At 68.0% G+C, this 15,747-nt stretch carries 16 protein-coding genes and 1 tRNA gene; 9 read left to right on the plus strand and 8 right to left on the minus strand.

The features are described 5' to 3' along the window. The first annotated feature begins 60 nt into the window (after positions 1–60). The gene (locus tag AB0I19_RS13020) at positions 61–684 is read left to right on the plus strand and encodes a TIGR03085 family metal-binding protein (RefSeq protein ID WP_357148050.1); all 624 of its coding nucleotides are present in this window, start codon (positions 61–63) and stop codon (positions 682–684) included. Here AB0I19_RS13020 and AB0I19_RS13025 read toward each other — a convergent pair. Both AB0I19_RS13025 and AB0I19_RS13030 read right to left on the minus strand, forming a co-directional pair. Next, positions 681–1,328, minus strand: coding sequence for a TetR/AcrR family transcriptional regulator (locus AB0I19_RS13025; protein ID WP_067485534.1), 648 nt, complete (start codon positions 1,326–1,328; stop codon positions 681–683). The genes AB0I19_RS13020 and AB0I19_RS13025 overlap by 4 nt on opposite strands. A 169-nt stretch (positions 1,329–1,497) precedes the next feature. Continuing rightward, positions 1,498–2,124 carry a TetR/AcrR family transcriptional regulator gene (locus AB0I19_RS13030; RefSeq protein ID WP_067485532.1) on the minus strand — a complete coding sequence of 209 codons (627 nt, stop codon included), beginning with the start codon at positions 2,122–2,124 and terminating at the stop codon, positions 1,498–1,500. Positions 2,125–2,465: 341 nt separating this feature from the next. On the opposite strand from AB0I19_RS13030, the gene AB0I19_RS13035 reads away from it, so the two are divergent. From AB0I19_RS13035 to AB0I19_RS13060, 6 genes are all read left to right on the plus strand, one after another. Then, positions 2,466–2,536: transfer RNA gene (locus AB0I19_RS13035), tRNA-Gln, on the plus strand. A 98-nt stretch (positions 2,537–2,634) separates the two neighbouring features. Further along, the gene (gene glmU, locus AB0I19_RS13040) at positions 2,635–4,125 is read left to right on the plus strand and encodes a bifunctional UDP-N-acetylglucosamine diphosphorylase/glucosamine-1-phosphate N-acetyltransferase GlmU (RefSeq protein ID WP_181696671.1); all 1,491 of its coding nucleotides are present in this window, start codon (positions 2,635–2,637) and stop codon (positions 4,123–4,125) included. Beyond that, positions 4,122–5,102, plus strand: coding sequence for a ribose-phosphate diphosphokinase (locus AB0I19_RS13045; protein ID WP_357148053.1), 981 nt, complete (start codon positions 4,122–4,124; stop codon positions 5,100–5,102). The genes glmU and AB0I19_RS13045 overlap by 4 nt, the downstream gene beginning before the upstream one ends. 126 nt (positions 5,103–5,228) lie before the next feature. Next, positions 5,229–5,651, plus strand: coding sequence for a hypothetical protein (locus AB0I19_RS13050; protein WP_357148055.1), 423 nt, complete (start codon positions 5,229–5,231; stop codon positions 5,649–5,651). A gap of 14 nt (positions 5,652–5,665) precedes the next feature. Further along, complete coding sequence (locus AB0I19_RS13055; RefSeq protein ID WP_357148058.1) at positions 5,666–6,307, plus strand: DUF2461 domain-containing protein; 642 nt, start codon at positions 5,666–5,668, stop codon at positions 6,305–6,307. 55 nt (positions 6,308–6,362) lie between these two features. Further along, positions 6,363–6,692, plus strand: a complete 330-nt coding sequence (locus AB0I19_RS13060; RefSeq protein ID WP_357148061.1) for a hypothetical protein — start codon at positions 6,363–6,365, stop codon at positions 6,690–6,692. 69 nt (positions 6,693–6,761) lie between these two features. Here AB0I19_RS13060 and egtD read toward each other — a convergent pair whose 3' ends face one another. From egtD to egtA, 4 genes are all read right to left on the minus strand, one after another. Further along, on the minus strand, positions 6,762–7,730 hold the full coding sequence (gene egtD, locus AB0I19_RS13065; protein WP_357148064.1) for an L-histidine N(alpha)-methyltransferase: 969 nt from the start codon (positions 7,728–7,730) through the stop codon (positions 6,762–6,764). Next, positions 7,727–8,560: an ergothioneine biosynthesis protein EgtC gene (egtC, locus tag AB0I19_RS13070; RefSeq protein ID WP_357148066.1), complete on the minus strand. Its 834-nt coding sequence runs from the start codon at positions 8,558–8,560 to the stop codon at positions 7,727–7,729. Before egtC ends, egtD begins: the two co-directional genes overlap by 4 nt. Continuing rightward, a complete protein-coding gene (gene egtB, locus AB0I19_RS13075; RefSeq protein ID WP_357148069.1) occupies positions 8,560–9,894 on the minus strand; it encodes an ergothioneine biosynthesis protein EgtB in 1,335 nt (444 codons plus the stop codon). The genes egtC and egtB overlap by 1 nt, the downstream gene beginning before the upstream one ends. Before the next feature lie 82 nt (positions 9,895–9,976). Next, positions 9,977–11,254, minus strand: a complete 1,278-nt coding sequence (egtA, locus tag AB0I19_RS13080) for an ergothioneine biosynthesis glutamate--cysteine ligase EgtA (RefSeq protein ID WP_357148071.1) — start codon at positions 11,252–11,254, stop codon at positions 9,977–9,979. Between the two features lie 123 nt (positions 11,255–11,377). On the opposite strand from egtA, the gene AB0I19_RS13085 reads away from it, so the two are divergent. Next, positions 11,378–12,559, plus strand: a complete 1,182-nt coding sequence (locus tag AB0I19_RS13085; RefSeq protein WP_357148074.1) for an aminotransferase class V-fold PLP-dependent enzyme — start codon at positions 11,378–11,380, stop codon at positions 12,557–12,559. A gap of 192 nt (positions 12,560–12,751) precedes the next feature. Beyond that, the gene (locus AB0I19_RS13090) at positions 12,752–14,395 is read left to right on the plus strand and encodes a fatty acyl-AMP ligase (protein WP_357148076.1); all 1,644 of its coding nucleotides are present in this window, start codon (positions 12,752–12,754) and stop codon (positions 14,393–14,395) included. Between the two features lie 51 nt (positions 14,396–14,446). Here the strand turns inward: AB0I19_RS13090 and pth are convergent, their stop codons facing one another. After that, positions 14,447–15,025, minus strand: a complete 579-nt coding sequence (gene pth / locus AB0I19_RS13095) for an aminoacyl-tRNA hydrolase (RefSeq protein ID WP_067485516.1) — start codon at positions 15,023–15,025, stop codon at positions 14,447–14,449. Positions 15,026–15,045: 20 nt separating this feature from the next. Beyond that, complete coding sequence (locus tag AB0I19_RS13100; RefSeq protein ID WP_357148080.1) at positions 15,046–15,660, minus strand: 50S ribosomal protein L25/general stress protein Ctc; 615 nt, start codon at positions 15,658–15,660, stop codon at positions 15,046–15,048. Positions 15,661–15,747: the final 87 nt, after the last annotated feature.

The following is a 15,747-nucleotide window of genomic DNA, read 5'->3' on the forward strand; positions in this document are numbered from 1 at the left end:
CGGCTCCGACATCTCCCCGAGCTGGGCGAGGCACCGGCCACGCGGCGTAGGGTCGCAGGCGTGAGTCTGGCTCAACGTGAACGCCACGCCCTTGTTCGGTCGGCACTCGCGGCGGGTGCCGAAGCACCGACGCTGTGCGGCACCTGGACCGTCTACGACCTCGCCGCCCATCTGGTGGTGCGCGAGCGCAGGCCCGACGCCGCGCTCGGCATCCTCCTGAAGCCGATGACGGGCTACCTCGACAGGCAACAGGCCAAGATCCGGCAGCGCCCGTTCCCGGTGCTCGCCGAGCAGATCCGCACCGGGCCACCGCTGTGGTCACCGCTGCGCCCGGTCGACGCGGTGGTGAACCTGACCGAGATGTTCATCCACCACGAAGACATCCGCCGCGGCGAACCAGGTTGGGAGCCAAGGCAATTGGACGATGCCGACGAGCAGCGGCTGTGGCGGGCGCTGCGGGCGATCGCCCGGGCGAACTACCGCAAGTCACCCGCGCCGCTGGTGCTGGCCACCCCGAGCGGTGAACGGATCACCGCGCACGCGGGCACCGGCGACGCGGTCGTGCTCACCGGACCGCCCTCGGAACTGCTGCTGCACGCCTTCGGGCGCGACGAGGTGCGGATCGAGGCGAGCGGACCCGACGCCGACGTGCGGGCCGTGCTCGCCACCGACCGCAGCGTCTAGACCACGTAGCGGCGCAACCGGCGTGCCGCGAACTCCCGGAAATACGACAGCTTCTCGGGCGGAACGATCGAGGGCAGCAGGAAATACCAGGCCCGTTCCATCCGGGTGGCCATCTGGTCCATCGACTCGGTGCCCACCGCGACGATGTGCACGCCCGCGGTGAGTTCCTGCAGGAGCAGCCCGACCACCTCGGCGTCGAGATCGGCGAGCAGGTCGCCCTGGGAGATCGCGCGCTCCGACAGCACCCGGTACGTCTCACCCCAGGTCTTGGCGATGTTGTCGCCCTGGGCGCCGCGATAGTCACCGATCTGGTGGGTGAGCTTGAGCATCGCACCGACCATCGGATCGTTCATCGACAGATCGGCGACCACATAGGTGATGCCGATGCACGCCTCGAGCGCGGGCACCCGGGAATCGAAGAAACCCTGACACGACCCGATGAGCCGTTCGTTGCCCTGATCGACCACCGCCCGTGCCAGCTCCTCCTTGGAGCCGAAGTGAAAGTACAAGGCGCCCTTGGTCACATTGGACTGCGCGATGATTTCGCTGAGGCTCGCGTTGGCGTAGCCCAAACGGAGAAAGACATCGGCAGCGCCAGCAAGGACGGAGTCGCGGGTGATCTCCGCGCGCGCTTGCCTAGCCATCAGATCCGCCTGTCATCCAATAATCCAGCCATCCTGAAGTAGACCGACATCCCGAAGTTGATCGACATACCGCCCGGCAGCACCCAAAAGGATGGGTGAACCGTACCACCAGACCCTTCGGGGGCACCCGAATCCTGGATTCGCTTCCGGCACGGGCGCTATCGACCGGTTACCCCGGCTTGGGCCCCGCGATGTTCGTATTCCATTCGGAGCTGAGACCCGGTTCGGCTTCCAAGTGGCTCAAACCGTTCCAGCACAGGTTCACCAGATGCGCCGCGACCACTTCCTTCGGCGGGGTGCGCTCGTCGAGCCACCAGGTGGCCGCCGTGGACACCATGCCGACGAGCGCCTGGGCGTAGAGCGGCGCCAGACTGGTGTCGAGATCGCGGCGGCCGAAGTCGCCCGCGAGAATGTGCGCCACCTGGTTGACGGCCTCGTTGAGCAGGCTCGAGTACCGGCCGTCGGCATTGGGCGCCGGCTGGTCGCGCACCAGGATGCGGAACCCGTCGGTGCGTTCCTCGATGTAGGTGAGCAGCGCCAGCGCCACTTGCTCGAGCCGCAACCGTGACCGGTTCTGGGTGAGCGAGGAGGTGACCATGTCGAGCAGCATCGACATCTCGCGGTCGACGACCACCGCGTAGAGCCCTTCCTTACCCCCGAAATGCTCGTAGACCACCGGCTTGGACACCTGCGCACGCTGCGCGATCTCCTCGATCGACGTGGCGTCGTAGCCCCGCTCCGCGAACAACGCGCGACCGATCTCGATCAACTGCTGACGCCGCTGCGTACCGGTCATTCTCGGCCTGGACACCCGACCCGGATCACTAGAAGACAACTTCCCTGCCTCTCCACCACCTGCCGGACCCACCACCCCCAACTGTCTCAGACCGCACGATGCCATCACATCCCCACCCTGCCGACGACTGATCTCGCGAGCACATGGGTAACTCGTCGGGTACCAGCTGACCAGGCCACCTCCGCAGGCTTGCCGCGTTCCCGACTTCTTCCGCACCTGAGTCTGGCCAAAATTCTCGGAGTGGCGGACCGGCCAAGATTTTCCGCGAGGCGCGATCTATGCGAGGATCATGGCCGTGCCGTAGCACAGTGGTGGGCTCTGACAGCCCACTGGTGTGGCGATCCGCCGTAGTGTAATGGCAGCACCTCTGATTTTGGTTCAGATAGTTCAGGTTCGAGTCCTGGCGGCGGAGCACACACGGGCACAGTGACGTATCGTCGGCCCGCACCCCATCACCGACCGACCGAACCCGCCACAGCACACTCGCTGACCGGCAGCCGAGGGAGATCCATGCCACCGCAGACCGCCGTCGTCGTTCTCGCAGCCGGGGCTGGGACGCGAATGCGGTCGAAGACTCCGAAAGTGCTGCATCCGCTCGCGGGACGCTCGATGCTCTCGCACGCGCTGCACGCCGCGGCGGAGATCGACCCCACCCATCTGATCACCGTCGTCGGCCACGACCGCGACAAGGTCGGCGCCGCCGTCGCCGAGGTCGGCAAGGAACTCGGACGCGAAATCGTCTGTGCGGTACAGGAACAGCAGCTCGGCACCGGCCACGCCGTGCAGTGCGCGCTCGAGGCCGTGCCCGCCGATTTCACCGGCGACCTGCTGGTCACCTCCGCCGATGTGCCGCTGCTCGACGGGCACACTCTCGGCGCCCTGCTCGACGAGCACCGCAGCTACGCCGAACGACCGGCCGTCACCGTGCTCACCTTCGTCCCCGACGACCCGAACGGTTACGGCCGGATCGTGCGCGACGACGACGGTCAGGTCGCCGAGATCGTCGAGCACGCCGACGCGACCCCGGCCCAGGCCAAGATCAAAGAGGTCAATTCCGGCGTCTACGCCTTCGACGCCGCCGTGTTGCGCACCATGATCGGGCGGCTGTCCACGGCCAATGCCCAGCACGAGCTCTACCTCACCGACGTGTTGCGGCTGGCCCGCGAGGCCGGGCACCCCGTGCACGGCGCGCGACTGGTCGACTCGAACAAGGTCACCGGGGTCAACGACCGGGTGCAGCTGTCGCAGGCCGGTGCCACGCTCAACCGGTACATCCTCGAGCGGCACATGCGCGCGGGCGTCACCGTCATCGATCCGGCTACCACCTGGGTGGACGCCAGTGTGCGGATCGGGCGCGACGCGGTCCTGCGCCCCGGAACCCAGCTGTTCGGCGAGACCCATATCGGGGAGGACGCCGAGATCGGGCCCGACACCACGCTCACCGATGTGATCGTCGGCGCGGGTGCCAAGGTGGTGCGCACCCACGGCGAGCAGGCCGAGATCGGCGAGAACGCCAATGTCGGGCCGTTCAGCTACCTGCGTCCCGGCACCGTGCTCGGCGAGCACGGCAAGCTCGGCGCGTTCGTCGAGACCAAGAACGCGACGGTCGGCGCGCACTCCAAGGTTCCGCACCTCACCTACGTCGGTGACGCGACGATCGGCGAGTACAGCAACATCGGCGCGTCCAGTGTTTTCGTGAACTACGACGGGGTGAACAAGCACCACACTGTGGTCGGTTCCCATGTGCGCACCGGCAGCGACACCATGTTCATCGCTCCGGTCACCGTGGGTGACGGCGCCTATACGGGTGCGGGTACTGTACTGCGCAGGAGCGTTCCGCCCGGGGCACTTGCCGTGTCGGGTGGGCCACAACGCACCATTGAGAACTGGGTGCAGCGCTACCGTCCCGGAACCGCTGCGGCACGCGCGGCGGCGGAAGCCATCGCGGCAGACGAGACGTCGAACAAGGCAATCGAGCAAAAGGATGGCAACCAGCAGTGACCGCGTTCTCGATCGACAATCAGAAGAACTTGATGCTCTTCGCCGGCCGGTCACATCCTGAGCTTGCCGAGCAGGTCGCCAAGGAACTCGATGTCGACATCACCCCGCAGACCGCGCGTGAGTTCGCCAACGGTGAGATCTTCGTCCGGTTCGAGGAGTCGGTGCGCGGTTCCGACGCCTTCGTGCTGCAGAGCTTCCCGGCCCCGCTGAACCAGTGGCTGATGGAACAGCTCATCATGATCGACGCGCTCAAGCGCGGTTCGGCCAAGCGGATCACCGCCGTGCTGCCGTTCTACCCCTACGCCCGCCAGGACAAGAAGCACCGCGGCCGTGAGCCCATCTCCGCCCGCCTGGTCGCCGACCTGCTCAAGACCGCCGGCGCCGACCGCATCATCAGCGTCGACCTGCACACCGACCAGATCCAGGGCTTCTTCGACGGCCCCGTCGATCACATGCACGCGCTGGTGCAGTTGTCGGACTACATCCGCACCAACTACTCCACCGACAACCTGGCCGTGGTCTCCCCCGACGCCGGTCGCGTGAAGGTCGCCGAGAAGTGGGCCGATGCGCTCGGTGGCACCCCGCTGTCGTTCATCCACAAGACCCGCGACCCGCTGGTCCCCAACCAGGTGAAGTCCAACCGCGTCGTCGGTGACGTCGAAGGCCGCACCTGCGTGCTGATCGACGACATGATCGACACCGGTGGCACCATCGCCGGCGCGGTGAAGGTGCTCAAGGAAGCGGGCGCGGGCGATGTCATCATCGCGGCCACCCACGGTGTGCTCAGCGACCCGGCCGCCGAGCGCCTCGCCTCGTGCGGTGCCAAGGAAGTGGTCATCACGAACACCCTGCCGATCAGCGAGGAGAAGAAGTTCCCCACGCTGACGGTGTTGTCGATCGCGCCGCTGCTGGCCCGCACCATCCGCGAGGTCTTCGAGAACGGCTCGGTCACCGGCCTGTTCAACGGCAACGCCTGAGTTTGTTCACCGATGGCCCTCGGCATCGCGCCGAGGGCCGTTCGTGTGTCGGCAGCGTGGTGGCGAGGGTCCGTGGGGCGATACTGGAGACGGTAGCCCGACGATAGCCCGACCTGGGAGGTCTCGATGAGCACACCGCAATCCGGAGAGGGCGAGTACCGGCCCAGGCATGCCAAGCCGGAGCGGCCCGAGGTGTCGTATTCGCTGTCGGACGAGCCGGTCGAGCCATCGCATGGCGCGCACGAGGCCAAGTATCCCGGCAGGCCCGAGGTGTCCTACGGTGGGTTGCCGGTCGACGACTCCGGCGGCGATGCCGAGGCGTCCGCGGGTAAGACCTGGTCGACCGTGGCGTTCGTGTTCGCCGTGATCGCCCTGCTGTTCTTCCCGATCATCTTCGGAGTGCTCGGGATCGCGGCGGGGCTGTACGGGAGCAAGAAGGGTGAACCGCTCGGCAACTGGTCGGCCGTGGCGGCGCTGTTCGCATTGCTCGCGGGGCTGGCGATCCGGGTGTTCTTCTTCGACGCCGACATCATCCCGTCACAGAACTGAGAACCGCACGCACGATGAACGCTTTCACCGGTTTCCCCCTGGTCGGCCTGGACTTCTACGAGGATCTCGAGGCCGACAACTCCAAGGCCTTCTGGACCGCACACAAGCACACCTACGACGAGGCGGTGCGGGCGCCGATGGTCGCGCTCACCGCCGAGCTGGCGGCCGAATTCGGGGACGCCAGGGTTTTCCGGCCCTACCGTGACGTGCGCTTCTCCGCCGACAAGACGCCCTACAAGACTCATCAGGGTGCGGTGGTCCACCTCTCCCCGGGTGTGGGCTGGTACGTGCAGATCAGCGCGGCCGGGCTGGCCGTCGGCGGCGGCTGTTTCCGGCCCGCGCCGAGCGCCCTGGCCGTCCTGCGCGCCACCATCGACGACGACGTGCGCGGCCGTGAACTGGAGGGCATCCTGGCCGCGATCACGGCCGCCGGTTACGACCTCGGCGGCGAACAGCTCAAGACCCGCCCGAAGGGCTACCCCGCCGACCATCCGCGCATCGAACTACTACGCCACAAGTCGCTGATCGTTCGCCGCGACTACGGGGCACCCGACTGGCTAGAGACCCCCGCAGGCGTCACCGAGGTCCGGCGGGCCTGGAACGAGCTACGTCCGCTCATCGAATGGCTGGCCGCCGTCCTCGAAGGCGTCGACTGATCCGCGCGGGCGTGCCTTCCTGGCACCGGTCGGCGCACAGGCCGATACTGGCACCATGAGCCGTGAACCGCTGGACATGGACATGGGCGACGACGATCAGGCCGACGACATCATCGAATACGAACGCAATATCGAAGACCCGCCCGCGGACTACGTGATCCGCAACCGCGAGGCCGACGCCGACGGCTTCCTCGGTATCGACGAGGAACTGTCGGAGGAGTGGACCGAGAGCGGCGAGCGCCACGAGGAGATGGAAGAAGACGAGCGCCCCGCCGAAGAGGTCGCCGTCCGCGCTTTCGACGAGGACTCCCTCGACAACGCCGACCTCGACGGCGACGAGAACCTGATCAGCGGCGAAGGGGTCGCCGACGAACTCGACCTCTAGAGCCGCCACACCCTGACGACCTGCCCGGTCGACATCCCGCCGACCGCGGCTGTTCCGTCGTAGCCGCGGTCAACGGCGCTCGGCCAGGACGAGGGTGAAGCGGTTCTCGGGGTCGGTCCAGGTGTGGGTGGGTGCGAAGCCCGCGGTGTCCAGTTCGGCGCTGAGGGCTTCGGGGCGGAACTTGGCCGAGATCTCGGTGCGCATCTCCTCGCCCGCGGCGAAGTCGACGGTGAGGCCGAGATCGGCGACGGTCGCGGTCATGGCTTCGGTGGCGCGCAGGCGCATTTCGATCCACTCGTTCGTGGGATCCCAGAGCGCGACGTGCTCGAACTTGTCCGGCTCGAAATCGGCGGACAGCCGGTTGTTGAGGACGTGCAGGACATTGCGGTTGAACTCGGCGGTGACACCCGCGGCGTCGTCGTAGGCGGGAACGACGATCTCGGGGGCGACCACGAGGCCCGCGCCGAGCAGCAGCAGTTCCCCGGGTTCGAGAACCTCGGTGATGCCGGCCAGGAATTCGGCGCGCTCGGCGGGCACCAGGTTACCGATGGTTCCGCCGAGGAAGGCGATCATGCGGCGCCCGCCCCTCGGCAGGTTGTGCAGGGTGTCGGTGAAGTCGCTGACCACACCGTGCACGGACAGGTTCGGGTACTCGGCGGCCAATTCGGTTGCCGCGCCACGTAGTGCGGACGCGGAAACATCCTGTGGCACATAGGTTTTCAGTGAACCTGCAGCGGTGAGTGCATCGAGGAGCAGCCGGGTCTTGGCCGCCGAGCCCGCGCCGAGTTCCACCAGTACGTCGGCGCGGGCGGCGGCGATCTCGTCGACCACATCGCGCAGCAGCGCCCGCTCGGTACGGGTGGGGTAGTACTCGGGCAGCTCGGTGATCGCCTCGAACAATTCGCTGCCGCGCGCATCGTAGAACCACTTGGGCGGCAGCGACTTCGGGTCGGCGGTGAGTCCGGCGCGGGCGTCGGCGCGCAGGGCCTCGGTGAGATCGGCGTCGGTGAGGTGGATGTCCAGCAGCGGCGCGGTCATGAACGGACCCTTTCGGTGGCGGGGAATTCCAGAGCGGTGATGGTGCAGTGGCCGGGCGACGCTGTCACCAGCTGACGATCCGCGACCGGTCGCCACCGTGGATCGTCGTCGTACGGTTCCGAGGACAGCACGGCGTAATCGTCGGTGACCAGCACCGACAAGGCATGCCAGCAGGTGGTGGCCCAGAGCTCGGAACCGTTGCCGAGCAACAGATTCACGCGGGCGTCGGGCTGATGACGCAGCACGGTGGTCACCAGTAATCGCAGCGCGTCGGCAGGCGACGTGACCGGACCGTCGGGGTCGATCGCGGCGAGCAGGGCACGTAACACGACCCACAGTGCCGCCGCGTCGGTGAGTGCCTCGGCGTGCAGGAACATCGAGGCCGAGGCGGACGGATCGAGAAAAGGCGCCAAGTCGGTGAGAACGGCGGGCAGGGTGGTTCGCCACTCCTGCACGACACCGTTGTGACTGAAGGCCCAGTGGTCGTCGGTGAAGGGGGCGCAGGCGGAGCGTTCGATCGGCATGCCGACGGTGGCCGAGCGGACGGCCGCGAGCACCGCTCGGGACTCGAGCTGCCCGAGGACCTCGGCGACGGCCGGATCGGTCCAGATGGGGGCGGGATTGCGGTAGCGGGTCACCGCGTCGCGGGCGCCGTCCATGCCGACCTCGGCGCGACGCCACCAGGCGACGCCGAAACCGTCGGCGTTGATGGTGCCGCCTGCACGCATGTCGAGTGGCGCCCAGGACTGGGCGTAGAGCGAATGCGAGCCGCGCAACACCAATTCACCGACCGCGACCGGTGGGCCGACATAGCCGAGGTGTCTGCACATCAGCGTTCGTCCTCGCGCAGGTCGCGGGCCAGCCGGAACCCGGCGAAGATCTGCCTGCGGATGGGGTGGTCCCAGTTGCGGAAGGTGCCGCGGCAGGCCACCTCGTCGGTGCCGAACGAACCGCCGCGCAGGATCCGGTAGTCCCCACCGAAGAAGACCTCCGAGTACTCGCGGTACGGGAAGGCACGGAACCCTGGGTAGGCCTCGAAGCCGGAGGAACACCACTCCCAGACGTCACCGATCAGCTGGTGCACGCCGGTTGCCGACGCACCGGCCGGATACGCGCCGACCTCGGCCGGTTCCAGATGACGCTGGCCGAGGTTGGCGGTGCGCTCGCTCGGCTCGTCCTCACCCCACGGATAGCGGCGCGACGCTCCGGTGGCCGGGTCGAACCGTGCAGCCTTCTCCCACTCGGCCTCGGTGGGCAACCGCTTACCCGCCCACCGCGCATAGGCCTGCGCCTCGAACCAGCACACGTGCACCACCGGCTGACGTGGCCGCAGCGCGGTACGCACCCCGAAAACCCTTCGGTACCACTGATTCCCCTCACGCTCCCAGAACTGCGGCGCGACGAGCCCAGCCTCCTGCCGGTGCGCCCACCCGCGCTCCGACCACAGCTCACGGCGCTCGTACCCGCCGTCGTCCATGAACGCCAGGTACTGCTCGTTGGTCACCGGGGCGACATCGATGGCGAAACTCTCGACATACACCGGATGTGCCGGCCGTTCATTGTCCAGCGCCCAGGGATCGGCTGACGTACCCATCACGAATTCGCCTGCGGGAACGACCACTTCACCGCCGATCGGAACCCGCGCGGACGGCGCGGGTGGCGCCGACAGCACCGGTGCGCCCAGACGCAACTGGTGGGTGGCCAGCATGGTCTCGTCGTGTTGCTGTTCGTGCTGAGCGATCATCCCGAACGCGAAACCATTGTCAACCAGCGGGTTTCCCAGCAGCGGACTGGATTCGAGAACGTCGAAGACCTTCTCGCGCACGGTGCCCACATAGCCACGCGCCTGCTCCGGATTCAGCAACGGCAGCGCGGGCCGGTTCGCCCTGGCGTGCTTGAAGGCGTCGTACAGTTCGTCGATATCGCTGCGCACCGGTTCCCGGCCGCCGACATCGCGCACCAGCCAGAGTTCCTCCTGGTTGCCGATGTGGGCGAGATCCCAGACCAGCGGCGACATCAGCGGTGAATGCTGCGCGACGAGGTCGGCCTCGTCGACGCTGTCGGTGAGCACGGCGGTGCGGCGGCGGGCACGAGCGAGCACCTCGGCGATCCTGGCTCGCGTGCGTTCGCGGTCGGCATGGTCGGCGGGTGCGGAAAGTGTCACGAGCGGATCTCCGAGTGAGGCTGGGCGACAGGGATCTTCACAGCGGCAAGCAGGGTCGGGCCATCGGGCGCGCGACGTCGATTCATCGCGAACCCTCCGAGCTCTCCAACTGGTTCGAGGGGCTGAGTGCCGAGCGACATCGACGCGCCGCGTCGGCCAATTCCTGTGCAGCGGCGGGTGTTCTGGCATGCTGTGCCGCCAGGTCGAGCACGTCCACCGCCACCTGGCGCACCTGCGGGTCGAGCAGCCCGTGGCGCGCCGCTGTGGTCCACTCCCCCGCGACCGGGGCCGCGAGAGCTGTTGCCTCGGCGACCACTTCGGGGGTCGAGAGCAAGGCGTCGAACAGGTGGATCGGGGTGGTCCAGGTGTCGCCGGGTTGGGTGTCGAGGTAGCGGACCTCGAGGTGCCCGGAGGCCCGGACCGGCGGAAACAGGGTGGTGAGGTGATAGTCGAGGTCCGCACGGGTGGGGCGGCGGCCGACCTCGTCGTCGAGTGCGCCCGAGAGCCAGTCGGCGAAGGTCGCGCCCGGTGGGGGCGACCAGTCGGCGTCGGGTTCGGTGCAGCGCACGCACAGCAGCGGCACGTCGAGCGCCCAGCGCGCGTAGGCGGTGATCGGGTCGGCCCAGTCGGATACCGGCGGCCTGGTCCGGGCCGGGTCGAGGCGCAACCAAGTGCGCATACGCTGGGAAACCCAATCCCCGCACGGTATTCCGTGCAAGGTGGGCGAGCAGGCGAACGCCGCGATCAGCGCGGGCCCGAGCACGTAGAGCGCAGTCCAGCGGGCACGCACCTCGGTTGGGTCGGCGCCCGCGTCGACGCTGACCTGGGTGGCGGCGGTATTGCACATCATCAGGCCGCCGAAGGGGCCGATGCCGGCGAAGGCGCGTTCCATGGCCGCGTATCGGGGCAAGCGAAGGAGCCGCTCGGCCGGGCGGTGCGCGTCGGCGGACGCGGCGGTGACGGTGATTTCCCTGGTGGCGAGCAAGTCCCGCAAACGGGCCGCATCTGCCCGCAGATTCCGCGTGAGCTCCGCCGGATCGGCGAAAGGTGCGCTGGAGAGTTCGATCTGACCACCGGGTTCGATGGTCACCGCGCTGCCACCGGGCAGGGGAAGCGCGGGTGAGGCAGGGGCAAGGGAAGTCGGAGCATGTGGCCCGAGGGCCGAGGAGAGCTGGTCGAGCGAGGGTCGGGCGCCGGTGGGTCCGGCGGTGAGCCATTCGAGTTCGGCACCGATCAGCGTGGGTGGTCCGAGCTTGAAACAGACCCCGCCCACATAGGCCTCGGCCGCCGCCCGCGACGACAATTCGCCCTGGTCGCAGGCGGAATCCGGCCAGGACGAACGTTCCAGGGTGACCGCCATGCCAACCTCCACGTGGTGAGCGCCGCCGGGGCTCGGCGCATGTCGTTCATTCCAGGGTAGCGAGGGCCACCGACAGAAAAAGTGTCCAGAAGCCGAACACCGATCGGCGCTAGGGTCGTCGCCATGCTGGATTTCGCCGCCATTACCGCCGCCACGCCGGGCCTTGCCGACGGCAAGGTCTTCCTCGACAGCGCGGGCTCGTCCCTGCCGCCGCGCATCGTCACCGACACCGTGATCGCTCATCTTCGCCGCGAAGCCGACATCGGTGGCTACCGTGCGGCAAACGAGCGACTCGACGACCTCGCCGCCGTGAAGACCTCCATCGCCACCCTGATCGGCGCCACCAACGACACCATCGCGCTCAGCGACAGTGCCACCAGGTCATGGGCCGATTTCGCCTACTCGGTGCCACTGCGCCCCGGCGACCGCGTGCTGATCTCCGGCGCCGACTACGCGAGTAATGCCATCGCCGCGTTGCAGCGCGCCGCCGCGACCGGTGCGGTGGTCGAGCGCATTCCCAGCGACGACACCGGCCGCCTCGACACCGTCGCCCTGGCGAACATGCTCGACGATCGCGTCCGCCTGGTCTCGCTGCAGCACGCGCCGACCAACGGCGGCCTGGTGAACCCGGTCGCCGAGGCGACCCGCATCGCGAAACAAGCCGGTGCGATCGTGCTGCTCGATGCCTGCCAATCGATCGGCCAACTACCGATCGATGTGATCGAACTCGGTGTCGACGCCCTGTCCGCCACCGGGCGCAAATGGTTGCGTGGCCCGCGCGGCACCGGATTCCTTTACGTGCGTAACGAACTGGCGCACACGATGGAACCCGCCCGCCTCGACCTGCACAGCGCCACCTGGACCGGCCCCACCGACTACCGCCTCGCCGACGGCGCCCAGCGCTTCGAGTTCTGGGAGTGCGATGTGGCCGCCCGCCTCGGCCTCGGCGCCGCCGTGGACTACCTGCTCGAACTCGGTCCCGACGAGGCCTACGCGGCGGTGGCCGCGGGCGCGGAATACCTGCGCGAAGCCATGGCCGACCTGCCCGGCGTCACCGTGCGCGATCTGGGAACCGAGCACAGCGGCATCGTCTCGTTCACCGTCGACGGCCACGATCCGGACCAGCTGCGTGACCGGCTCGCCGAGCACGCCGTCACCGTCACCGTCAGCCGCGCCACCTCAGCGCTGCTCGACATGACCGAGCGCGCGCTGCCCGCCGTCCTGCGCGCCTCACCGCACTACTTCGTCAGCCGCTCCGATCTCGACCGTTTCGTCGCGACCTTGGCAGCCCTGACACAGCGCTGACCGGCGGATCACGCGTTCGGCCCGCTGCCTCCGGCAGGCAATTGCCCCGGTGTGGCCAGAGCAGTCGGAGGCAGCGGCTATCGTGTTCACACAGGGGTGCCGGGGGCAATTGGGGTTAACACCGGAATCACGGGGCGGGATCTTGTTGGGAGCACGGCCGTAACCGATCGTTGGCGTAAAGGGAGTCCGACGTTGAGCAGGTTCACCGACGAAATGTTTGCCACAGCGCTGTCCAGCCCGCGTGGGCTGGTCACCGGAGAACCCGAGGCACCGCTTCGGCAGACCTGGGGGGAAATCCATCGCCAGGCGCGGCGGATGGCGGGCGGTCTCGCGGCCGCCGGGATCGGGCACGGCGATGCCGTGGGTGTGCTCGCCGGGCTGCCGGTCGACATCGCCCCTGTGTGCCAAGGGATCTGGATGCGTGGCGCCTCGATCACGATGCTGCACCAGCCGACGCCACGCACCGACCTCGCGGTCTGGGTACGCGACACCGAGACCGTCCTGAACATGATCGAGGCGAAGGCCGTCGTGCTCGGCGAGCCGTTCGCCGCCGCCGAACCGGTGCTGCGGGAGCGCGGGATCACCGTGGTCCGGGTGGCGGACCTGGCCGAGGGCGTCGACTCCGATCCGGTGCCGACCACCGAGGCCGATATCGCCCTGCAGCAGCTGACCTCCGGGTCGACGGGCTCGCCGAAGGCCGTGCGCATCACCCACGGCAACTTCTACGTCAACGCCTACGCGATGTTCAATCGCGTCAAGTTCCAGACCGACGACGACGTGATGGTCAGCTGGTTGCCGCTGTTCCACGACATGGGCATGGTCGGATTCCTCAGTGTGCCCATGCAGTTCGGCGCCGAAGTGGTGTGTGTGACGCCGCTCGACTTCCTGGCCAGGCCGCTGCTGTGGGCCGAACTCATCGCCAAGTATCGCGGGACCGTCACGGCCGCACCGAACTTCGCGTATTCACTGCTGGCGCGCCGGCTGCGGCAGGCCGAACCAGGCAGCATGGACTTGTCGAGCGTGCGCTACATGTGGAACGGCGCCGAACCGGTCGACCCCGACACCATGACGGCCCTGGCCGAGGCCGGAAAACAGTTCGGCCTCAACCCGTCTGCCCTCACCCCCGTCTACGGTATGGCCGAAACCACCCTCGCCGTGTCGATTCCCGATCCCGGTCACGGCATGGTGCTCGATATCGTCGACGCGGATCTGCTCGAGGCCGTCGGCAAGGCGGTGCCCGTCGCCGAGGACGGTCATCACGGCACGCCGCGCAAACTGCCGACCCTCGGTCACCTGGTCGACGATCTCGAGGGCCGAGTGGTCGACGACGAGCGTCAGCCGCTGCCGGTGCGCTCGGTGGGCGTGATCGAATTGCGTGGCCCCGCCGTCACTTCGGGCTACGTCACCGTCGACGGTTTCCGTCCCGCCCAGGACGCCGACGGCTGGCTCGACACCGGCGACATCGGCTACTTCACCGATGACGGCCTCATCGTGGTGTGCGGCCGCATGAAGGACGTCATCATCATGGGCGGCCGCAACATCTACCCCACCGACATCGAACGCGCCGCCCTGCGCGTCCAGGGAGTTCGCCCCGGCAATGCCGTGGCTGTGCGCCTCGACGCGGGCGAGAAACGCGAAAGCTTCGCCGTGGTAGTCGAATCCAACGACTACCAGGTTCCCGACGAGGTGAAGCGCATCGAACGTGAGATCGTCCACGAGGTCTTCGCCGAGGTGGGCGCCCGCCCCCGCACCGTAGCCATCCTGGGCCCCGGCGCCCTCCCGAAGACCTCTTCGGGAAAGCTCCGCCGCACAGCCACGGCGGCCCACCTCCGCTGACCACAACGAGCCCTCCCCGAAAACCGGGGAGGGCTCGTTGTCGAGAGTTCGCTAGTGCAGCTGGTTCTGGGCGGTTTCCAAACCGGCCTTCAGCAACAGCTCCACCGCATCGGCAGCCTGCTCCACGATCACCGGCACCTCTTTGCGCTCGGGGGCCGAGAACGGCTTGAGCACATAGTCAGCGGGATCCTGCCGACCGGGCGGGCGGCTGATGCCGATCCGGGTGCGCAGGTAGTCCTTGGTGGTGAGGGCCTGGGAAATGGACCGCAGGCCGTTGTGGCCGCCTTCGCCGCCGCCTTGCTTGAGCCGGATCGTCCCGAACGGCAGATCCAATTCGTCGTGCACCACGATCACCTGATCGACGGGCACCGAGAAGAACTTCGCCAGCGCCGCCACCGGGCGCCCGGACAGATTCATATAGGTGCGCGGTTTGGCGATGAGGACCTGGCGGCCGTCGAGGCGGGCCTGCAGCAGATCGGCGCCGGACTTCTTGTGCACGGCAAAACGGCCGCCGACGCGCTCGGCGAGCACGTCGGCGACCAGGAAGCCCACATTGTGGCGGGTGCGCTCGTATTCGGGGCCGGGGTTACCCAGCCCCACCACGAGTGCGGGCCCGGAGGATTCGGTCATCGGCCGAACCGTTGAGCGTCTTACTCGGTCTCTTCGGGGGTGTCGCCCGCGGCGGCGGTGCCTTCACCCTCGTCGTCGAGCTGAGCGGCCGACGGCGCCTGGATCACGTTGACGACCAGGATCTCCGGCTCGCCGGCCAGGGTGACGCCCTTGGGCAGCGCGATGTCGCCGGCCTGGATCTGGGTGCCCGCCTCGACGCCCTCGACCGAGACCTCGATGCTCTCGGGCAGGTTCATCGCGTCGGCCTCGATCGACAGGTTGTTGAGTTCCTGGGTGACCAGGGTGCCCGCGGCGGCATCGCCGGTGACGACGACGTTGACGTCGGCGACGACGCGCTCGCCACGCTTGACGATCAGCAGGTCGGCGTGCTCGATGTAGCGGCGGATCGGGTGGACGACGACCGACTTGGTCATCGCCAGCTGCTCCTTGCCGTCGATCTTCAGGCTCAGGATGGCGTTGGTGCCGTGCAGACGCAGGATGGCGGCGAAGGCCTTGGCGTCCAGCGACAGGTGCTGCGGCTCGGACTGGTGGCCGTACAGCACGGCGGGCACGTTGCCGTCGCGACGGGTACGGCGAGCGGCGCCCTTACCGAATTCGGTACGGACGGCGGCTTCGATCTGGTTCACGTCGGACATGACTGATGCGCTCCTACGGCTCTTCCGGGCTGGTCAAGGGCGACCCATCTACCGGGGTCGGGTGGTCTGCTCGTCGGACGAAGAACG

It is taken from the genome of Nocardia sp. NPDC050413, assembly GCF_040655475.1.
Lineage (GTDB): Bacteria > Actinomycetota > Actinomycetes > Mycobacteriales > Mycobacteriaceae > Nocardia > Nocardia coubleae.

Bases quoted from the DNA above. Each gene is read 5' to 3' on its own strand.
- AB0I19_RS13100 (WP_357148080.1), bottom strand. From the start codon at position 15,660: ATGTCCGACGTGAACCAGATCGAAGCCGCCGTCCGTACCGAATTCGGT.
- egtD (WP_357148064.1), bottom strand. From the start codon at position 7,730: ATGACCGCGCCGCTGCTGGACATCCACCTCACCGACGCCGATCTCACC.
- AB0I19_RS13050 (WP_357148055.1), top strand. From the start codon at position 5,229: ATGAGCACACCGCAATCCGGAGAGGGCGAGTACCGGCCCAGGCATGCC.
- glmU (WP_181696671.1), top strand. From the start codon at position 2,635: ATGCCACCGCAGACCGCCGTCGTCGTTCTCGCAGCCGGGGCTGGGACG.
- egtA (WP_357148071.1), bottom strand. From the start codon at position 11,254: ATGGCGGTCACCCTGGAACGTTCGTCCTGGCCGGATTCCGCCTGCGAC.
- AB0I19_RS13030 (WP_067485532.1), bottom strand. From the start codon at position 2,124: ATGACCGGTACGCAGCGGCGTCAGCAGTTGATCGAGATCGGTCGCGCG.
- egtC (WP_357148066.1), bottom strand. From the start codon at position 8,560: ATGTGCAGACACCTCGGCTATGTCGGCCCACCGGTCGCGGTCGGTGAA.
- pth (WP_067485516.1), bottom strand. From the start codon at position 15,025: ATGACCGAATCCTCCGGGCCCGCACTCGTGGTGGGGCTGGGTAACCCC.
- AB0I19_RS13025 (WP_067485534.1), bottom strand. From the start codon at position 1,328: ATGGCTAGGCAAGCGCGCGCGGAGATCACCCGCGACTCCGTCCTTGCT.
- AB0I19_RS13060 (WP_357148061.1), top strand. From the start codon at position 6,363: ATGAGCCGTGAACCGCTGGACATGGACATGGGCGACGACGATCAGGCC.
- AB0I19_RS13055 (WP_357148058.1), top strand. From the start codon at position 5,666: ATGAACGCTTTCACCGGTTTCCCCCTGGTCGGCCTGGACTTCTACGAG.
- AB0I19_RS13085 (WP_357148074.1), top strand. From the start codon at position 11,378: ATGCTGGATTTCGCCGCCATTACCGCCGCCACGCCGGGCCTTGCCGAC.